The sequence below is a fragment of the Dolichospermum lemmermannii CS-548 genome, assembly GCF_028330815.1.
GTDB lineage: Bacteria > Cyanobacteriota > Cyanobacteriia > Cyanobacteriales > Nostocaceae > Dolichospermum > Dolichospermum lemmermannii.
Genome location: NZ_JAQMTJ010000258.1, coordinates 23570 through 45282, shown reverse-complemented (window position 1 = coordinate 45282; position 21713 = coordinate 23570). Strand labels below are relative to the sequence as shown.

The window sequence follows — 21713 nt, the reverse complement described above, 5'->3', positions numbered from 1 at the left end:
ATTACCAGACAATCAAAAAATCGCGGACAAAAGCATGGCTCAAAATACAGATTATAAAAAATTAATAGCTACAACCCTCACAAAAATGGAGGCAATGCAGGCTCGCATTACTGAATTAGAAACTAGACAAAGTGAGCCGATTGCTGTTGTGGGAATGGGTTGTCGTTTCCCTGGAGGAATCAGTTCTCCTGAAGCTTATTGGAACTTTTGTCAAGCTGGACTTGATGCAATTGTAGAAGTTCCTCAAAGCCGTTGGGATATCTCAAAATTTTATGCTCCAGAGCCTACTCCTGGCAAAATGAACACTCGTTATGGGGGATTTTTACAACAGGATATTACAGAATTTGATGCCCGTTTCTTCTCCATATCTTCCCGCGAAGCAACTTCAATGGATCCTCAACACAGGTTATTACTTGAGGTGGCGTGGGAAGCGTTAGAAAACGCCAATTTACCACCAACTAATTTAGCAGGCGATCGCGTGGGTGTGTTTGTCGGTATCACTAGTGTTGACCACGCGATGACAGTCTACAAAAGCAAGTATGATGAAATCGATTCTTTTTTTGGTACAGGAAACTCCCTAAGTGCAGCAGCAGGTAGGTTATCTTATTTTCTCAACCTCCGCGGACCTTGTATGTCTATTGATGCAGCCTGTGCTTCTTCATTGGTTGCACTTCACCAAGCTATTCGCAGCTTGAGAAATCATGAGTGCGAAATAGCCTTAGTAGGTGGTGTCAATCTCATCTTAGATCCGGCAATTACGATTAACCTTTGTCAGTCGGGGATGATGTCTCCCGATGGTCGCTGCAAGACTTTTGATGCGGCTGCAAATGGATATGTGCGGGGCGAAGGATGCGGGGTTTTAGTTCTCAAACGCCTGTCTGTCGCTGAAAAAAATGGCGATCGCATTCTCGCATTACTACGGGGGTCTGCGGTCAATCATAACGGTGCAGCCGCCGGTTTAACAGTTCCCAGTGGACCCGCCCAACAAGATTTACTTCGTCAAGCCTTAGCTGATGCTAGAGTCAAACCCCAGCAAGTCGGGTATATAGAAGCACATGGTACGGGTACTTCTTTAGGCGACCCCATTGAGATGAACGCGATCGCGGCTGTGTATGGAGAGCGATCGCAACCTCTTTACGTCGGTTCAGTTAAGACTAATATCGGACATCTCGAAGCTGCCGCAGGGATAGCAGGAACAATCAAGACAATTCTCGCCCTCCAGCATGGTGAGATTCCGTCTCATCTCCACTTCCAAGAACCCAATCCCCTGATTAATTGGCAAGGATACCCGATCAAAATTCCTAGTCAAGCCATACCCTGGTCGAACAATGGCCAAGTCCGTATCGCTGGAGTCAGTTCCTTCGGTTTTTCTGGAACCAATGCTCACATAATTATTGAACAAGCACCTGCTGCCAACATACCAGAAATTAAACTGCAACGTCCCAGCCATCTGTTGACGATTTCTGCTCATAGCGAAACGGGTTTAAAAGAACTAGCACTACGTTTTCAGACCCGCTTAGAGTCTCATCCAGAGATGGGAGATATTTGTCATAGTGCGGCAATTGGTAGGTCGTCTTTACCTGAACGTTTAGCGATCATTGCAGATACATTGACAGAGTTGCAACAAAGATTAGCAGCTTTTGCTGAGGAAAAAAATATTGATCATGGGATTTTTTATCGACGTTTTACAGGAGAAAAATACCCTAAAATAGTCTTTCTTTTCACTGGTCAAGGAGCTTGTTATGCGGGTATGGGTAATCAACTTTACCAAACCCAACCGACATTTCGCCAATATATTGATCAATGTGCAGACATTTTAGGAAATTATTTAGAGTTTCCACTACAACAAATATTATTTGGCGATCGCACAGATTTACTCAATCAAACTGCATACGCTCAACCAGCTATATTTGCTCTAGAATATTCACTTGCCATGTTGTGGCAATCTTGGGGAATCAAACCTAGTTTACTAATTGGCCATAGCGTTGGTGAATATGTTGCAGCTTGTATTGCAGGAGTATTTAGTTTAGAAGCAGGTCTAGCATTAATTGTTAAACGTGGGCAATTAATGCAAACTGCACCTCTAGGAAAAATGGCTTCAGTTTTTGCAGATGAAGCTACGGTATCTGCTCTCATTCAAAACTATGGTAATACAGTTTCCATCGCGGCTATTAATCATCCTCAACAAATTGTGATTTCTGGGGAAAGTAATAGTATTGATGAGATTGTCGCCAACTGCAAAAGCCAAAAAATAGCCGTTCAATTACTATCTGTAAATGGGGCTTTTCATTCTCCATTAATGGAGTCAATCTTAGATGATTTTGAAATTGCTGCTCGTGAGGTTTCGTATCATCCTCCTCAAATTCTACTAGTTTCAGGAATTGATGGACAACCTTTAACAACTGCGCCTGATGCAAGTTACTGGAGACAACAAAGCCGTCAAGCAGTGCAGTATTTCCAGAGTCTAATTACGGCGTTAAACAAAGGATATAACCTATTTTTAGAAGTGGGTCCAAGACCAATACTAGCAGAACAAGGCCGTCGTTATAACGATGACGCTATATGGCTTAGTTCTCTCAATAGAGGCTTGGATAACTGGCAGACGATGCTATCAGCACTTGCCCAACTCTACATTAATGGAGTTAATTTTAACGCCGAAAAATTCAATAAAGACTATGGCTATAGAAATATCCAATTACCAAATTATCCTTTTCAAAGAAAACGTTTTCAATTTAAATCTACTGTTTTAGCAGAATCAAGTTTGAGCAAAGAAGTGCCTTTAGAAAGAGAGCTAATGGAGACTAATATGACTTTAGCAAAAGTTGCAAATATCAAAAAACATCAGCAAGAAATCGGTAATAAATTAAAGTCTATCTTGGCTTTGCTACTTAAAGAAGATGAAAATGACATTAGAGATGATGAGACATTATTAAATCTGGGAGCAGATTCGATTATTTTGACCGACTTTGTTCGCAAAATCGAAGAAAAATTTGGCGTAAAAGTCAAGATAGATCAATTATTTACTGATTTACAAACAATTGACGAAATATCTATTTATCTATCTGATTATATTAAACAAAAACCATCAAATACATCTGATGAAACAGCAATAAATGATATTTTAACTAAAACCTCAGTTCAAGTATCTAATTCCGAGTCAGAATTAAATAATTATCTGTGGGTGATTTCCCAATTACAACCAATTGCTGTTGCTTATATCTTGAAAGCTTTAGAAGTATTAGGTAAAAGACTAAGTATAGCAGACACCTGGACAACAGAAGATTTATTACAAACCTTACCCATAGCCTCAAAATATCATATTTTAGTTAATCGTTATTTAAAAACTTTAGAGCAAACTGGAATTATTCAAAATCAAGGTAATGTATGGATAGTAAAAAGCCTACCTACGCCTTTTTCTTTACCAGAAGCTATAGAGAATCTGCAAACAACTTGTCCAGCAGCAAAACCTGAATTGGAGATGCTACACCGCTGTGGAGAAAATTTAGGAGAAGTTCTCAAAGGAAATATAGATCCTTTAGAGTTAATTTTCCCAGCAGGTTCAGTTGTCCATGCAGAAAGTATATATGGCAATTCTCCTGTATCTCGTTTGATGAATCAACGAGTATCCCAAGCAATTAACTCTATTTTAAATAATTTTTCTAGTAGCGATCGCCCTTACCAAATTATTGAAGTGGGAGGTGGTACAGGTGCGACATCTGAAGCAATTGTTAATAATTTAAATCTCAATCATACAACTTATTTTTTCACTGAACTTTCTCCTGTTCTCCTCAATAAAGCACGGCAAAAATTTAAAAATAGGCATAAGTTTAACTTCAATCAATTAGATATTGAAAAATCACCAGTTTCTCAAGGGTTAACAGCGCATTCCTATCACATAGTTGTTGCTGCTAACGTGCTTCATAGTACCCGAAATATTACAGAAACACTCAATAATATTCGAGAACTACTAATACCTGGTGGTTACTTGGTATTACTAGAAACAGTAGAAAATAATTCATGGCTTGATTTAACTTTTGGACTCACACCTGGATGGTGGCGTTTTCAAGATAAAGAGTTACGTTTAGATACTCCATTGCTAAGTGGAGAAAGTTGGTGTGCTGCTTTAAAACGTTGTGGATTTGTCAATGCAGATATTTATTCTCAACAAAATAATATCAGCATCTACAATGGACAAGAGTTAATTATTGCTTCCACTTCTCCTGAGAGTGCTATTGATCACCAATCAAAAACAGTAGCTGTATCAATACCAACCTCTGGCAAAGAAGCTTTGATGATGGCTCAATTGCAATCTTTGAAAGAACTCAAAGATATTCATGAAAAAACTATTATCAAGCAATTAGAAATACTGCAATCTGCACCTGTTGCACCAAGCAATACACCAGAAGTTTTGTTGATTCAAACAGAAACTGCGCCTACTCCTAAAATAAGCAAAACAGAAACCACACCTCCTACCCAAAAAATTAGTTCTCCAAATTTGAATCCACTAGCTTTAAAACTGACAGAGAGTAAATCTTTAACCGAACAACAGCAAGCTTTCATCCAAAAATTAGAGATTGTTTATAATCAAAGAACAGCAAAATCCAAGGCATATTCGCAAAACAGCCGGAAGACAATGGTTGATGTGAAACCTACTATTGACTTCCGTATGGCTTTAAAAGAATTTCAGTATCCCATCGTTTCAGAATCAGCCCAAGGTGCATATTTTCGTGATATCGATGGCAATGATTACATCGACTTAGCAATGGGGTTTGGAGTTAACTTTTTTGGGCATAGTCCTGATTTTGTGTTGACAGAAATTCAGCAACAAATGCAACACGGAATTGGTTTAGGAATGCAGTCTAATATTGCAGCAGAAACAGCTGCTTTAATTTGTGAAATAACAGGTGTAGAACGAGTCGCTTTTAGTAATACTGGTACAGAAGCGATTATGGCAGCAGTTCGTATTGCTCGTTCTCGGACAAAACGCCAAAAAATTGTGATTTTTGCTGGTTCTTATCACGGTACTTTTGATGGCATTTTAGCCCGCGCTGGCGAGGAAGCAGGAACAGCTGAACCATTGAGTCTTGGTACACCATCAGGAATGGTTGAAGATGTTATAGTTCTTACCTATGGAGCGGAAGAAAGTCTAGAAATAATTGCAGAGCAAGCTGATAATTTAGCAGCAGTTTTAGTAGAACCTGTCCAGAGCCGTAAACCAGATTTACAGCCTAAAGAATTTATCCAAAAATTACGTAAATTGACTCAACAAAAAGAAATTGCCCTAATTTTTGATGAGATTATTACTGGATTTCGCATTACTCCAGGAGGAGCGCAGGAATGGTTTGAGATTGAGGCAGATATAGTAGTTTATGGTAAGGCGATCGGTGGTGGTTTGCCTATCAGTATGATCTGCGGTAAAGCAGATTTCTTAGACACAGTTGATGGCGGTTTCTGGAGTTATGGAGATGATTCCCATCCGCAAACAGAATTAACTGCTTATGGTGGTACTTTCTGTCGTCATCCCTTAGCTTTGGCTGCTTGTCGGGCAGTGCTTTTACATTTACGTGAACAAGGCGCAACGCTTCAAGAAACAGTCAATCAATTAACTAATCGATTAGCTATTGAGGTTAATCAGTTCTTTCAAGAAACAGGAATTCCTATCCGCATTGTTCATTTTGGCTCTTTGTTTCGCTTTGAATCTTCTGGTGCTTATAGTATTTTCCTCAAACCTATCGAATTACCACTTTTTTACTACTTATTAAATCTCAAAGGTGTGTATACATGGGAAAAACGAGTTTGTTTTCTCTCAACTCGCCATACCAATGAGGATATAAATAAAGTAGTAGCTGCTGTCAAAGAAGCGATTATAGAACTGCGACAAGCAGGTTTTTTCGCAAATGCTAAACCACCACAAACAAAGAAAAGAGAAGCAAGCGATCGCACTGAAGATGAAGATGCTAGGAATAATTTAAATCAGCAATTTCCTACCAGTGAAGCGCAACGTCAGCTTTGGCTATTGGCAGAATTAGATACAACTGCTTCAGCATCATATAATGTGACTACTTCCTTAGAATTGCGTGGTGCTTTAGATATTTCATCTTTGCAACAAGCGATTAATGAAGTAGTCAATCGCCACGAAGCGTTGCGAACCAAAATATTAGAACAAGGCGAACTACAGGAAGTTATCAGTAGTGTCAAAATTGACTTACCGTTAATCAATTTGATGGATGAATATAACCCAGAAGCAACTGCTTTAGTATTGAGAACTGAGTTATCGCAAAAGCCTTTTGACTTGGGTGTTGCTCCTTTATTTGCGGCTGTGCTGATGCGTTTAGCACCTGAACATTATCTGCTAACTTTAAAAACTCATCATATTGTTGCAGATGGTTGGTCACTAGGGCTAATTTTGAATGAACTCGGCAAACTTTATTCAGCAAAAATTGGTGTTGCTACAGAATCTTTATCGCCACCAATGCAGTTTCGCAAATATTTAGCTTTGCGACAGCAAGAAGCGCAAAGTCCACAAATGCAAGAACATCGTGATTTTTGGTTAAAAACTTATGAGGGAGAAATCCCCATATTTGAACTTCCTACAGACTTTCCTCGTCCTGCTGTCAAAACTTACACAGGCGGTAGAGAAAGTAAAATTATTGCTCCTCAACTATGGCAAAATTTACAGACTGTAGGACGCAAAAATCAAGCAACATTATTTATGACAATGTTTGCTGCTTACACATCTTTTTTGCGGCGCATTTCCGGTCATGATGATTTAGTAATTGGTATTCCCATTTCTGGACGACAAGTCGAAGGAAGCGAAAAATTAGTTGGCTTTTGTTCGCAATTTTTACCGATTCGTATCCAGACAGATGTCACTGCTTCTTTTGTTACACATCTTCGTCACACCAAAGAAACACTCATAGCCGCTTTTAAACACCAAACTCACGCCTTAGAAGAATTATTAGCAGCCTTAAAATTACAACGAGATTTTTCGCGTTCTCCCCTGATTTCAGTCTCTTTCAATCTCGACCCTAAATTAACTTTACCTGAATTTGAAGGACTGAACGTATCGCTACCACCAGAGCCAATTGGTTACACTCCTTTCGATTTGGGCTTTAATTTCATCGAAGTCAATGACGCACTGATTATCTACTGCAACTACAATACAGAACTGTTTAAGCCGGAAACTATCAAACAGTTTCTAGAAAGTTTTGAAATTTTGATGCAGGGTGTAATCAAAGATGCCAATATTTTACTGTCTGAGTTGCATTTATTAACACAAGTGCAACAGGAAGAATTATTGGCAAAATTAACAGGTTCAACAATAGAATTACCCCAAAATTCTACAATCATTGATGACTTTATTGCTCAAGTTAAATCTACACCCGATGCACCTGCATTAATAGTTGAGGAAACGACTCTTACCTATCGAGAACTGAATGAGAAGGTAAATCGTTTAACCAATTACTTACGTGAGAAATATAACCTTGGTGCGGGGAAGGCGATCGCACTCGCAATCGGACGCAATCAAAACTTAATTATCGCCATTCTAGCTACTTTTAAAACTGGGGCGACATACGTACCGATAGACCCCCAATATCCTAGCAGTCGCATCGATTTTATTGTAAAAGATAGTGGCTGTCATCTCTGTCTTACCGAAAGTAATTTTGTCTCTCAATTACCCCAAGAAATCGAAGCAATCTGCTTAGATAAAATCGACAATATTTTGGCTGATTTTGACATAAATGAGCCTAATTTCCAACCAGACACTAAGCAAATTGCCTATATTTTATACACTTCTGGCTCTACCGGAAACCCTAAAGGAGTCCTGGGTCGTCACATTTCTATTTTGAATGTAATTCGGAGTTTACGACTGACATTTAACTTAGATAAACATCCTGAATGGCGTTATATCTTCACTGCACCTGTCACCCATGATCCATCTTTTCGTAATATTTTCCTACCTTTAACCATAGGTGCTGCTTTATATATGTACGAAGTACAGCATATAGGGCATTTAGTTTCATTTTTACAAGAAAACAAAATCAATGCACTGCACACAACACCATCTATTTACCGAGAAATTTTAGCTGTACTCGCACCCCAAGAAACTATCCCCAGCTTAAAATATATCTCTTGCGGGGGAGAAAAATTAGACCGAGAAACTGCGATCGCTTTACGAAAACGCTTCCCTGCTGAAATTGTCAGCAATGTCTACGGTTCTACAGAAACTTGTGTAGGGGTATCTCAATATACAATAGACGACAACTTAAATACAGGCGTACCTCTTGGTCAGGTTTTCCATAACAATCGATTATTTGTCTTAGATGAATTCAATCACCCCGTACCTCTGCACGTAATCGGTGAAATTTGCGTAGAAGGTGCAGCATTAGCAGTTGGTTATCGTAATCTTCCTGAAATTACCAGAGAAAAATTTCAACCCAACTTTTTAAATTCAGAAAAAATTCTCTTTAGAACGGGAGATTTAGGTAAACAAATTGCTCCAGGTGTGATTGAATTTATAGGGCGAAAAGATAATCAAGTTAAGGTCAATGGCTATCGTGTAGATCCAGGAGAACTTGAATACCAAATTAGCCGCTATGCCGAGATTGAGAAAGCAATTGTCTTACCTATAGAGGTAAATAACCAAATTCAATTATCTGCTTATTGTCAAACTGATAAAGATATAAAAATTTCTGAAATCAGAGAATTTTTAGCTAAATATTCGCCAGTTTACATGATTCCTAGTTCCTTTATCTTCTTAAAGCAATTTCCCTTAACTAAACATGGCAAACTTGACTTGCGATCGCTCGTCGCTCTCAAGCCGACAGATCAACTAACACAAGTCTCTTATACTGCACCGCGTAATACTTTAGAATCAAAGCTAGTCCATATTTGGGAAAAAATTCTCACTAAACATCCCATTGGAATTTTTGATAACTTTTTTGAAATCGGCGGACACTCTCTGCTCCTTTCTAGAGTAGTCACTCACGTCCATAAAGAATTAAATGTATTAGTTAAATTAGCTGATTTCTTCAAAGTTCCCACAATTCTTGGATTAGCAGCTTTAATATCTAAAGCTCAATCTAACTATCAAGAACCCATACCAGCAATAACTCAACAAGAATCTTATCCCATGTCTCATGGACAACGCCGTCTCTGGGCTTTAGAATTCCTCGATCATAACCATTATGCTTACGGAATGCCAAGTGCTTATCAATTCAATGGTGATTTAAATATCGCTGCTTTTGAAAATGCTTTTAAAAAATTGATAGAACGCCATGAAATTTTACGCACTACGTTTACTTTAATCAATAATGAACCGCGTCAAATAGTAAACGAACAGATGGATTTTGCAGTCAACCAAATAGACTTAATAGATGATGAAAACCAAGCAGCAAAAATTGCTGAAGCTATTCGTAACAATGCCAAAACTATTTTTGATTTAGAAACAGGGCCTTTACTCAAGATTAATTTACTAAAGCTGAGTCAACAGAGTAATATAGTCCTATTCAATATGCACCATATCATTTCAGATGGTTGGTCAGCAGGCGTTTTAATTAAAGATTTTACTGCACATTATCATGCCTATGGTAAAGAGAATGTAGAATTAACGTCACCTCTAAGAATTCATTATAAAGACTATACTTCATGGCAAAATCAGCAACTCCAAACACCAAAATTGCAAGCACAAAGGGATTACTGGTTACCTAAATTGATTCCTGCTCCAGCACCGCTTGATTTACCTTTAGATTATACTCGACCAGCAGTACAAAGTTTTTCTGGTTCTGTGGTTATCTGGAAGCCAAATCAAGAATTCATCAAGGATTTTGAGTTATTAACTAAGACTCAAGAAGCTAGTTTATTTATGGGCTTACTAACATTAGTCAAAGGTTTTCTGTTTCGCTATACCGAGCAGAATGAAATTACAGTAGGCTCTCCCATTGCTGGAAGAAATCATCCCGATTTAGAAGAACAAATAGGTTTTTATGTGAATACTTTAGTCTTGCGCGATCAAATAACAGTAGACGATAGCTTTGCTACTTTACTGGCAAAAGTGAAAACAACCACAATACAGGCATATGATAACCAAGAATATCCTTTTGATAAACTAGTATCAGATTTAAATTTTAAACGCGATCCTAGCCGTAACCCTTTATTTGATGTTGTAGTTGTTCTGCAAAATAATCAAAATGTAGACCTAGCAATAGATGGGATTTCTGTTAATACCCTTGAGCAGGAACTTGTTACTGCTAAATTTGATCTAGAGTTCATTTTTGTGGACGAAGCGGAATTATATTTGAAGTTAATCTACAACACAGATATATTCGCTAAGGAACGTATTTCATTGATGATAAAGTCGTTAGAAACTCTTCTAGAAGAAGTAGTCAAATCTCCCGACACACCATTATTACATCTGTGCGATCACACAGATAAAGCTTGTCAAGAAGATAACAGTCTTTTCGCCACAAATTTTAATTTTTAGTAATTTATGCAAATAAAGAATTGCAAATTTGGAGAAAAATTATGAATAAAAAACTACCCGTGCTGGGAATTTTAGGCGGAATGGGGCCTGTAGTTACTATTGAATTTCTCAAAACTATTTATGAATACAACCAGTATATAGACAACGAACAAGAAGCACCCAACGTTATCGTTTTCTCACTTCCTGCTGCACCAGATCGCACGACTTCAGTGCATAGCGGAAATGAAAGAGAATTCATTGATTTTGTGCAAATACATTTAGAAAAACTGAATCAATTAGTAGACCGCATAGTGATTGGTTGTTGTACTGCTCATTATGCTTTGGCTCATCTACCAGAGCATCAGACTAATAAAGTAATCTCTTTAATTAAAATTGCTGATCAACAACTACAAGCGCATGATGAACCTGCACTTTTACTTGCAGGTTCAGGTACTTACAAGAAAAAATTGTTTGAGCAAGGTTGTACTGCTGCAAATATGATTATTTCTCCAGATGAAAAAGATTATCACTTGATTCATGAGATGATTTTTAAAGTATTAAAACGAGGACAAAACCCCCTAATAATTCTTGAAGATGTTCAAAAACTGTTAGATAAATACAATACTCGTTCCTTTATTTCTGGTTGTACAGAATTTCATATTCTCGCCAAACATCTCAAGCTTAATAGAATTGATTCTATTCAAGCGATTGACCCTTTAACTACTATAGCTAAAAACTTTTTTCAGTTATTAGATTCATCCTCATCTAATTCTCATTTGCTGACAAAAACAATGAAATTATCTCAGCAATTTCATTCATAAAATATTGATTCTAAAGCATCTTTGTATCAAACAAATTAAGGTTAATTAACATGACAGCTATTTACCCCCCCCAAAATTTCCCAAGCAAGACTAAAAATCATAAAGTTCTTTTAATTGGTAAAATGTATGATGAGATAGGTGAAAAACTGCTCGCAGAATACACTAATGTCGAGATTATCAAAGAACCAAAGCAGCATCAAATCCATGAGGCTATTCAAGATGTATCTGGCGTATTTGTCCGTTATCCTACTAAATTAGATGCCCAAGCAATTGGATTGGCAAAAAATTTAAAAGTTATTAGTACTTCTGGATTTGGAACTGATGCAATTGATATTGCTGCTGCAACAAAACGGGGAATTGTGGTAGTTAATAATCCTGGCTTGTCAACAACGGCTGTGACAGAACACACACTTTCCATGATTTTAGCACTTGCTAAAAAACTAACTTTTCTCAATCAATGTGTCAAAGCAGGAAACTACTTAATTCGTAATCAGGTACAACCCATTCAATTAGAAGGAAAAACTCTTGGTATTGTTGGTTTGGGAAGGATTGGTAGTGCTGTTGCGAAAATTTGTAGTACAGCATTGCAGATGCGAGTTTTAGCATACGATCCTTATGTTCCAAGCGGTAAAGCAGATGCCGTCAGAGCAACTTTAGTACAAGATTTAGACTACCTACTTACTGAATCTGACTTTGTATCTTTGCATCCTGAGCTAACTGATGAGACTTGTGAAATGTTCGATCTAGAAGCTTTTAAGAAAATGAAGCCTTCTGCTTTTTTAATCAATACATCTCGTGGAAAAGTAGTTCGCCAACCAGATTTAGTTACAGCTATACGCGAAAAATTAATAGCAGGAGCTGCAATCGATGTGTTTGAGCCAGAACCTCCAGCTATTAATAATCCTTTATATGAGTTTGACAATGTAATTTTCTCACCTCATCTAGCTGGAGTTACACCTGAAGCTGGTATGGCTGCTGCACTTTCCGCCGCTAACCAAATATTGCAAGTGCTTCAGGGCGAGAAGCCACCTTACATCATCAATTCTAAAGTTTGGAATTCATAATTTTTTAGGTTCTTCGGTACTTTTTATGGAGAACCTAGTTCAGAATCCTTGAAAACCTTATTGTGTCGGCATTTCATTCAAAATATGGGCATTATAGTTTATAACCCTTGTCCCGTAACCCCGTAAGGGTTTTGTGATAATCAATCCTCAACCACCATAAAACAAACGCAAGAGCCATAAATATCAATATTAATAATGTATTTTTCTTATTTGATAGCTATACCTTATGAAATATAAAACAAAGTTTCATAATAATTTATAATAGTAAAATATTATTTTTGTAAGATGTATAATATGCAAAATCAAGTTATTTATAATCAAGCTTCAAAAAATACTGCTTTCCTTGCTAATTTTACTCAGTTTTGGGTGGCTGTAAAAGCGATCGCCGCCCCTTACTGGTTTCCAACAGAGCCAGGTGTAAGAGCATTTTCAGATGTGATTCAGGCATGGGGAATGCTTGTTCTCCTCATTTTATTAATAATTGGGCTTGTGGGCATAACTGCCTTTAATAGCTTTGTTGATCGCTATTTAGTCGATGTTATTGTTCAAGATAAAGATATTTCTAAATTTGTTAAGACGTTAGCACTTTACGCCTTTGGGCTGCTCTTAATCACCCTCTTAACAGGATTTTCTAAATTTGTCAGAAAAAAAATTGCCCTTGATTGGTATCAATGGCTCAACAAGCAGATTTTAGAAAAATATTTTAGCAATCGTGCCTATTATAAAATCAATTTTAGCTCCGATATCGATAACCCAGACCAACGTCTATCTCAAGAAATCGAACCTATTGCCAGGACTGCTCTAAATTTTTCTGCTACTTTGTTGGAAAAAGTCCTGGAAATGACAACTTTTTTAATAATTCTTTGGTCAATTTCCAAACTAGTAGTAGCAATTCTACTTACTTATACTATTATAGGTAATCTGATTGCTGCTTATATGAGTCAAGAATTAGATAAGATTACGCAAGAGGAACTTGAATCTAAAGCAAGCTACAACTACAGCCTAACTCATGTTCGGAATCATGCTGAATCTATAGCTTTTTTCCAAGGAGAAAGCCAAGAATTAAATATAATTGAGCGCAGATTTAATACTCTCTTGAAAAATTCTGAAAGTAAAATTAATTGGGAAAAAAATAAAGACATTTTTAATAGAGGATATCGATCTGTAATCCAATTGTTTCCGTTTTTAATATTTGCACCTGCCTATATTCGAGGTGAAATTGATTTTGGACAAGTTAACCAAGCAGTTATAGCTTGCAGTATGTTTGCTAATGGTCTGGCAACATTAATTGATGAATTTGGAACTTCTGGAAGATTTTCCAGTTATGTTGAGCGTTTAGCTTATTTCTCGGATGCTTTAGAAGTTGTTACCAAACAACCGGAGAATGTCAGCACTATTAAAACCATAGAAGAAAATCGTCTGGCTTTTGAGGATGTTACCTTACAAACGCCTAACTATGAGCAGGTAATCGTTGAAGACTTATCATTGTCTGTTCAACCGGGAGAAGGTTTATTGATTGTCGGCCCTAGTGGTCGCGGTAAAAGTTCACTATTGCGCGCGATCGCCGGTTTGTGGAATGCAGGAACTGGCCGTTTAGTGCGACCTTCTCTAAAAGACCTGTTGTTTTTACCCCAACGTCCTTACATTATTTTAGGAACTTTGCGCGAACAGTTGCTTTATCCTAATAGAAATCGTCAGATGACCGATGCAGAACTCAAAGAACTATTGCAAAAAGTGAACCTGCAAAACTTGCTCAGTCGAATTGATAGTTTTGATACTGAGCTGCCTTGGGAAAACATATTATCACTAGGAGAACAACAACGCCTGGCTTTTGCACGCCTATTAGTGACTCATCCTAGCTTTACTATCTTAGACGAAGCGACCAGTGCTTTGGATTTGAAGAATGAAGAGAATTTATATCAACAGTTACAAGAGACGAAAACAACATTTATTAGTGTTGGACATAGAGAAAGTCTATTTGATTATCATCAATGGGTTCTGGAACTTTCACAAAACTCTAGTTGGCAACTTCTGACTGTCAAAGATTATCGAAATAAAAAAAATAGTTTATAACCCACATTCCGCCTGACGGGATGACGAAATAGTCTAAAAAGCTTATCGTATACAGATTATACAGATTTATGGTAAAAAAGATAGAAGCACTTTTCTCAATAAGGACTATCTATTGATAATGTTACCTGAATTCTACAAAACACACCTAAAAAATCAATTGAGTCTGGCAGAGTATATCTTGCTCAAAATTATGATTATTCTGCTGCAATCACTGAAAAAAGTAAGTTTAGAAGCTTTGGCTACTGCTCTACCAATTCCGATTAAATTTGAAAGTAGGAAAAGAAAAATACAGAGATTTCTATCTTTACCAAACCTAACAATTGAGAAAATCTGGTTTCCGATTGTAAAAACATTTTTAGAAACATATTTGAAGGATGAAGAATTAATTTATGTAGTGATGGATAGGACGGCTTGGGGACGCATAAATTTATTCATGATTAGTATAGTTTGGGATCAAAGGGCATTTCCTGTATATTTTGAGTTATTGCTAAAGTTAGGCAGCAGTAACTTTGAGGAGCAATCACGAATATTGAAGAAAATTTTACCCATTTTTAATAACTATAAAATCTGCGTATTAGGTGATAGAGAATTTTGTTCTATAAAACTAGTAAATTGGTTAAGTGCGATTCGTTGTTAGCTGAATCACGGTATCCAGCCCGTACATAAGGTATTGGACGTTGGACAGTACAAATGTTACTAATGTTTCGGTTACATCGTTGGGATGTTTTACCAGTGGATGACTTGGGTATTCGCAATGCTATTCGTAATGTCTATAATTTACCGGAATTCCCTTCACAATATTTATATTCTTTTCGATTCATTGAAGCTACACTAAGTGTAGCTAATGTTAATAATACCAAGCTTATTAGTATTATGGATATTCTTTGTTTTTACCGAATAAAAACCCAACTTCGATTTCAGTTGTTCCTATTAAGTGACGTAAATCACATATATATATGATTTAGATCCTCCCATAGAAGTCGCCATGTTGGTATAATTAATAGTAACTAAACTCTAGCCGAGTCATTAATAGGGAACACACTAACTGCCGACAGTCTACAACCAGTCTGTCGTTTTTTTTGCTATTAGTAACGTAAAAACTGATGATAATCATAACATATCCCCACAACTGGTTAATAACTTGATAGATATTGCCATAGCCACTACCAATTGTGGGGAATTAAAGACCTTTAAGACATCGCTTGAATGATGTAATCAAAGTAAGGTGCGGTTTCCCCAGCGTCTTCTGCATTCAATAAATCCAAAGACGCTTGTTTGAGAGAAGTGATAGCTTCTACCATTCCGGGAACAGGAACGCCTAGAGAGTTGTACATTTCTCGCACACCAACCAAACCAATTTTTTCAATGGGTTCTTTGTCACCAGCAAGTACACCGTAGGTAATTAGGCGTAAATACCAGCCAAAGTCCCGAATACACAAAGCCCGTTGTTTTTCGCCGTAAGCATTACCACCAGGGGAGATAAAGTCAGGGCGTTTTTGCCAAAGTTTTTTGGTAGCTTCTTGAACGATCTTTTTCTCGTTTTCTGAAAGGGTAGCAGCGATTCTTGTCCGCTTTACACCTGTTTCCAAAAATGCTTTGATGTTTTTGAGTTCGCCACTGCTGGGGTAACGCAGTTCGTCGTCAGCTTGGAGAATAACTTGGCTAATTACAGTCATGATTATCTAAATGACCTGAAATATTTATATCTGCTAGTTTACCGACTTAGAGGGACATTCGTGAAGTGTATGGGAAGATAGGGATAAATGAATTTACAATTCTACATTGGGAACTCCCTTCCCTGTGAAAAAGTTCCCTCTTCCCTTATAACTGACTAATGACTAATATAATGTGGCGACAAGATGAAATTATCGAACTGGAAATTACTGATTTAAGCGACACGGGTGATGGTGTGGGACGCTTTGAACAGCGGGTGGTTTTTGTTCCTGATACAGTACCAGGAGATATCCTACTTGTCAAATTATTCAATGTTAAGCCAAAATATGCTCATGGACAGGTGCAGGAATTATTGCAAGCTTCGCCTCAACGGGTGCGTCCAAGTTGTATTGTCGCTGATAAATGTGGTGGTTGTCAATGGCAACATATTAAATATGATTACCAGTTATCAGCCAAACGCAATCAAGTAACCCAAGCTTTAGAAAGAATTGGCGGTTTTGTAAATCCACCAATAGATCCAGTTTTAGTGGCTGCTGCATCCTTTGGTTATCGCAACAAAGTTACTTATCCTATTGGTATGTCCGCTACAGGTCATGTCCAAGCTGGATATTATCAAAAAGGTAGCCATAAATTAATTAACTTGAATCAATGCCCTGTGCAAGACCAGCAGTTAAATCCTTTATTAGCTGAAATCAAATTAGATATTCAAAAGCAGGGTTGGCCAATTTATGACGAAACCCGACACAAAGGCTTAATTCGCCATTTGGGTTTACGCATTGGCCGCCGCACAGGAGAAATGCTGCTAACTTTGGTCGTCAAAGATTGGAATTTGCCAGGAATCGAAACCCAGGCACAGCAATGGTTACAGCGTTATCCTCAATTGGTCTGCGTGTCACTCAACCGCAATAGCGATCGCACAAATGCTATATTTGGATCAGAAACCCGTTGTCTAGCTGGAATTCCTTACCTGCGAGAAAAATTCGCCGGACTGGATTTTCAAATCGGACCAGATACCTTTTTCCAAGTGTACACAGAAACAGCCGAAGCACTTTTAGAGGTGATTCAGTCAGAACTAAATTTACAAGGTCATGAAGTCCTAGTAGATGCCTATTGTGGTATAGGAACTTTAACTTTGCCCCTGGCCAAACAAGCACGGCACGTCACCGGGTTAGAATTGCAATCAACAGCAGTAGAACAGGCAATTGTTAATGCCCAACAGAATGGAATTAATAATGTGACTTTCCAAGTCGGCCCAGTGGAAAAAATTCTCCAGAATTTGGAAATTGTACCAGATGTGGTCTTACTTGATCCGCCCCGGAAAGGATGTGAAGCTAACGTTATCAAAACATTAAGAAACCTGAAACCATCTCGCATTGTTTACGTCAGTTGTAAAGTAGCTACTCTTGCCCGTGACTTAAAATTGCTTTGTGAAGAGGGGCTATATAAACTCACAAGGGTGCAACCTGCGGACTTTTTTCCGCAAACGGCTCATGTAGAAGCAGCCGCTTTTCTGGTGTTATCGGACAATGATCAGGATAGTTAATTCTTCACAAAAATAAAAATCAGAAATTTGTAGTCTAGTGGATACTCATAATGCTAGAATGAAATTACATAAAAATAGAAACTCATTTTGTTTTAAAGAAATCGAAGCTGCATAGACTCTTAATAAAGGTGAATAAAATTGTGTTAATTACAAAATGAGCAGTTAACGAGAATATCTTTCTCCTCTTGTTCAAAAATAGCAGTTTTTACTCATCTGCTAAATGAACAGATTAACTTAAGCAAATTGTAAATAAGCAATATGAATTCTCCCACTGAATTGCTATGCTCTAGCATTTTTATAAATTTAGTTTTACAGAGGCAAGTTTGAAGGCAGCATGACTACCTAATTTTGATCAGAATGCCCAAAAAAGCAAACTGATGTCTAGCTAAATATAAAGCTACGGGGTTTCTCTTGTGATTACCATTTCTCTTCGTCCAGTTGGGCGTTATTGGGGGACAATTAGTTTTGCCTCCACCCTTTATCTTTGTCCAATCCTAGATTTACTCTTGACTGATATTCCGGCAAAATTACAATCTGAACTGCGATTAGGACTGCAAGAAGCCCTAGTAAATGCCGCTAAACATGGGAATAATCTTGATCCCGGCAAATTCGTCGTCGTTCGGTTCTCATTAATAGATAATCAGTATTGGTGGATTATCTCAGATCAGGGTAGCGGCTTCACTCCCTCCCTCGAAGGTGATAGTGATCCCGATGACTATTTACCACCAGACGAAGCAGAAAGTGGACGGGGTATGTCCTTACTACATCAGATTTTTGATCAAGTAGAATGGAATCGCAAAGGCACAGAACTCACGCTTTGTAAGCAATTAGAAAGCCGTCGTTTATTATCTTTGCGAAGATAAGAAGGTGACTCGAAAAATTTCTTTTTTTTACTCTGTACTCTTTGCGCGTCTGCGGTTTAAAGGTAGTTTATCTAACCACAGAGGCACAGAGAACACAGAGAAAAGAGGTTGAGGAGGAGTTTTTTACCAAAATTTTTACTCGGCTACAGGTGAGAGTTTTTCCTTTATAGTCTCACGATTGTGTCCGTGAGTTGGGCAGGGAGGGGCGGAAATTGATTTATCTAGCCAGCCTACAGCCTGTTCTAGCCTTACTTTTGCCTCTTGGGGTTCATTTTTGACCAAAAATACCATGGCGGCGGCTGCCTGTTCACTAGCGCGGGAATTGCGGTTAGACTTGAGACGATGCCAATCATCAGGAGAGATACTCAGCCTTTCCATGAGGGCCTGTGCTAGTTCTAGAGTGCTAATTTCATTTAGTTGGCTAGTTTGTGACATAAGACTAAGTGCTGAGTTAAGAGTAAAAGTTATGATTTAATCATCATAGCCAATGACTAATCACCAATGACTAATTTAGACGAAAATCCCCAGCCAGATTTTGCACAGGAATTAGAGGAGGTAGAAACTTCACTGCGATTCTTGAAAGATAGATATACCCAAGTGCAAAATGATCAACAACAACAGGCACAATGGCAACAGGAATTAAAAAATTTAAAGCAAAATAGAAAGCAGACTCCAGAAATTAAGAACGAACTAAGCCGCCTGCAAAAACAGTTAGAAACCTTAGAAATCAACTTAGAAAGCCAGTTATTTTCTTGGAATAGCCTGAAAAGACCTTTTTGGCAAGCTGTCCGTTTTGGCGGTTTAGGCGTTATTATAGGTTGGTTATTAAAATCTTGGGTTGGTTGATTTAGAAAATCCCTAACTGAAAGATCCCCGACTTCTCTGAGAAGTCGGGGATCTGATTCTTTAAAAAATACAAATTGTAGAAAATGCTAAATCCTCGGATTGCGGAAATATTAAGAAGTGGTAAACCCGAAGAAACTTTGGTAGTCCAAGGTTGGGTAAGAACAAAACGCGAATTGAAAGGATTTGCGTTTCTGGAAGTTAATGATGGTTCATCTTTAGGTAATCTGCAAATTGTCATTAATCAAGATTTACCAGACTATCAAGGAATATTAAAACAAATCAATACAGGTGCTTCTATAGAAGTATCAGGAGTGCTGGTAGCTTCTCAAGGAAAAGGACAAAGAATAGAATTAAAAGCAGATACAGTAAAAGTATACGGAGACGCTGATCCTGATACCTATCCTCTGCAAAAGAAACGTCATTCCTTTGAGTTTCTGCGAACCATTGCCCATTTGCGTCCTCGAACTAACTCCTTTGGTGCGGTATTCCGGGTGAGAAATGCTTGCGCGACTGCTATTCACCAATTTTTTCAACAACGGGGCTTTTTATGGGTGCATACTCCCATTATTACCGCTAGTGATTGTGAAGGTGCGGGGGAATTATTTAGTGTTACCAATTTCAATTTAAAGAATGTTCCCAAAACTGAAAATCAGGAAATTGATTATAGCCAAGACTTCTTTAGTAAACCGGCATATTTAACAGTTAGTGGCCAATTAGAAGCCGAAATCATGGCTATGGCTTTTACTAATGTCTATACCTTTGGTCCTACATTCCGGGCGGAAAATTCTAATACTTCGCGTCACTTAGCCGAATTTTGGATGGTTGAACCAGAAATGGCTTTTTGTGATTTAGATGGTGATATGGATTTGGCTGAAGAGTTTCTTAAACATATTTTTAAATATGTGATGGAAACCTGTCCCGAAGACATGGAATTTTTTAATGAACGCATTGATAATACTGTTTTAGAAACTGCGAATAATATTATTAACAATCAATTTGCAAGATTGACTTATACAGAAGCAGTCAAACTTTTAGAAAAAGCTGATGTTAAGTTTGATTATCCTGTGAGTTGGGGTGCGGATTTACAATCAGAACATGAACGCTATTTAGCTGAACAACTGTTTAAAAAGCCTGTCATTGTTACAGATTATCCCGCACAAATCAAAGCTTTTTATATGCGGTTAAGTGACGATGAAAAAACCGTCCGCGCTATGGATATTCTCGCACCGAAAATAGGGGAAATTATTGGTGGTTCACAACGGGAAGAAAGACTTGATGTTTTAGAAAAACGGGTTTTAGCACAAGGTATGAACCCGGAAGATTTGTGGTGGTATTTAGATTTGCGTCGTTATGGTACTGTTCCCCATGCTGGTTTTGGTTTGGGGTTTGAAAGATTGGTACAATTTATGACGGGTATGGGGAATATTCGGGATGTGATTCCGTTCCCCCGCACACCACAAAGCGCGGAGTTTTAATGATTTTAGAGACGTTGTAAATAACGTCTCTTTTAAAAAGCTTATTTTTCTAATTGCTAACTTTTTGGTTTAACCAAGTTACCAAATCAGCAACATCTGAAAAATCAAATAAGGCTTCTCCTAAATCTTCTAAATCGTCAGCAGATAAATTTCTAACCTTGGTCATTAATGAATCATAGATATCACCAAAACGTTTTTTAAGCTGACGACAAATAATTTTCAATGCCTCTTTTTGCACGATATCTTGATAAATGACAGACTCTTTCATAATATCCTCCCGGAGAAATTGACGAACTAAATCTTTTTCAAACCGTAAACCTGCGAGAACTTCCACACAACCAGCAATATTTTGTTGCTGTTCCCTATCTGGAATTGTAGCGACTTTTTGAGCTACTTGGGATAATAAACTTTGTGCTGAGTCAGTGCGGGTTAAAGTTGCTAAAGGTAATAATGCGGAATTATCTAAAAATACCCTTGAATCTTGTTCCCAAAGACGCACAACCTCAAATTTGTGAATAGTGGTATGATCTCGATATTCTTCAGTAAAAGCGACTTCATTATCAGTTTCCTGCAAAAATATTAACACCTGAGTTACAGGACATTTATATTGACGTTTCAACCTGACAGAATAATCAAGCATTCGGAAATTAAGGGGAGTTTTAGATTTAGGTAAAGTCTGAAATTCAATATGCAGAATTTGGTTTTCTGTTTGCAGAAATGTCACAGAATCAGCACGAATGGGTTCAAGTGTTAATTCTGTTTTCAATACTTCAATTTGTGTTGGTTCTACCCCCAGCAACCAACGCACAAAATCAGCAGGATACTGTTCAGCTAAATATTTACAAGCGTTATCGTAGCTCAAATCTTTCTCCTTTACTAATCATTTTGGTGA

The 21713-nt window shown here is 37.7% G+C and carries 12 protein-coding genes and 1 pseudogene; 10 read left to right on the top strand and 3 right to left on the bottom strand.

Features of this window, described 5'->3' with window-relative positions; translation table 11 throughout:
• The first annotated feature begins 34 nt into the window (after window positions 1-34).
• From PN450_RS17340 to PN450_RS17315, 6 genes and pseudogenes are all read left to right on the top strand, one after another.
• On the top strand, window positions 35-10483 hold the full coding sequence (locus tag PN450_RS17340; RefSeq protein ID WP_271837040.1) for a non-ribosomal peptide synthetase/type I polyketide synthase: 10449 nt from the start codon (window positions 35-37) through the stop codon (window positions 10481-10483).
• A gap of 41 nt (window positions 10484-10524) precedes the next feature.
• The gene (locus tag PN450_RS17335; protein ID WP_148764552.1) at window positions 10525-11283 is read left to right on the top strand and encodes an aspartate/glutamate racemase family protein; all 759 of its coding nucleotides are present in this window, start codon (window positions 10525-10527) and stop codon (window positions 11281-11283) included.
• Between the two features lie 50 nt (window positions 11284-11333).
• The gene (locus PN450_RS17330; RefSeq protein ID WP_271837039.1) at window positions 11334-12347 is read left to right on the top strand and encodes a hydroxyacid dehydrogenase; all 1014 of its coding nucleotides are present in this window, start codon (window positions 11334-11336) and stop codon (window positions 12345-12347) included.
• Window positions 12348-12641: 294 nt separating this feature from the next.
• A complete protein-coding gene (locus PN450_RS17325) occupies window positions 12642-14420 on the top strand; it encodes an ABC transporter ATP-binding protein/permease (RefSeq protein ID WP_015078932.1) in 1779 nt (592 codons plus the stop codon).
• 118 nt (window positions 14421-14538) lie between these two features.
• Window positions 14539-15039 (top strand): annotated as a pseudogene (locus PN450_RS17320) (transposase family protein); the annotation flags it as partial.
• A gap of 80 nt (window positions 15040-15119) precedes the next feature.
• Entirely contained in the window at window positions 15120-15380 is a 261-nt protein-coding gene (locus PN450_RS17315; RefSeq protein WP_271837038.1) for a hypothetical protein, read from the top strand.
• A gap of 230 nt (window positions 15381-15610) precedes the next feature.
• On the opposite strand, the gene PN450_RS17310 is transcribed toward PN450_RS17315, so the two are convergent.
• Window positions 15611-16096, bottom strand: coding sequence for an allophycocyanin subunit alpha-B (locus tag PN450_RS17310; protein ID WP_015083049.1), 486 nt, complete (start codon window positions 16094-16096; stop codon window positions 15611-15613).
• A gap of 158 nt (window positions 16097-16254) precedes the next feature.
• Between PN450_RS17310 and rlmD the strand changes: the two genes are divergently transcribed.
• Both rlmD and PN450_RS17300 read left to right on the top strand, forming a co-directional pair.
• A complete protein-coding gene (gene rlmD / locus PN450_RS17305) occupies window positions 16255-17637 on the top strand; it encodes a 23S rRNA (uracil(1939)-C(5))-methyltransferase RlmD (RefSeq protein WP_148764556.1) in 1383 nt (460 codons plus the stop codon).
• A gap of 413 nt (window positions 17638-18050) precedes the next feature.
• A complete protein-coding gene (locus tag PN450_RS17300) occupies window positions 18051-18500 on the top strand; it encodes an ATP-binding protein (protein WP_015083047.1) in 450 nt (149 codons plus the stop codon).
• 135 nt (window positions 18501-18635) lie between these two features.
• Here PN450_RS17300 and PN450_RS17295 read toward each other — a convergent pair whose 3' ends face one another.
• Window positions 18636-18935: a DUF6439 family protein gene (locus tag PN450_RS17295; protein WP_271837036.1), complete on the bottom strand. Its 300-nt coding sequence runs from the start codon at window positions 18933-18935 to the stop codon at window positions 18636-18638.
• Between the two features lie 66 nt (window positions 18936-19001).
• On the opposite strand from PN450_RS17295, the gene PN450_RS17290 reads away from it, so the two are divergent.
• Complete coding sequence (locus PN450_RS17290; protein WP_213711921.1) at window positions 19002-19346, top strand: sll0565 family protein; 345 nt, start codon at window positions 19002-19004, stop codon at window positions 19344-19346.
• An 83-nt stretch (window positions 19347-19429) separates the two neighbouring features.
• Window positions 19430-20821 (top strand): asparagine--tRNA ligase, encoded by a 1392-nt coding sequence (gene asnS, locus PN450_RS17285; RefSeq protein WP_271837035.1) that lies wholly within the window; start codon window positions 19430-19432, stop codon window positions 20819-20821.
• A 49-nt stretch (window positions 20822-20870) separates the two neighbouring features.
• On the opposite strand, the gene PN450_RS17280 is transcribed toward asnS, so the two are convergent.
• Window positions 20871-21683 (bottom strand): DUF4351 domain-containing protein, encoded by an 813-nt coding sequence (locus PN450_RS17280; RefSeq protein ID WP_148764562.1) that lies wholly within the window; start codon window positions 21681-21683, stop codon window positions 20871-20873.
• Window positions 21684-21713: the final 30 nt, after the last annotated feature.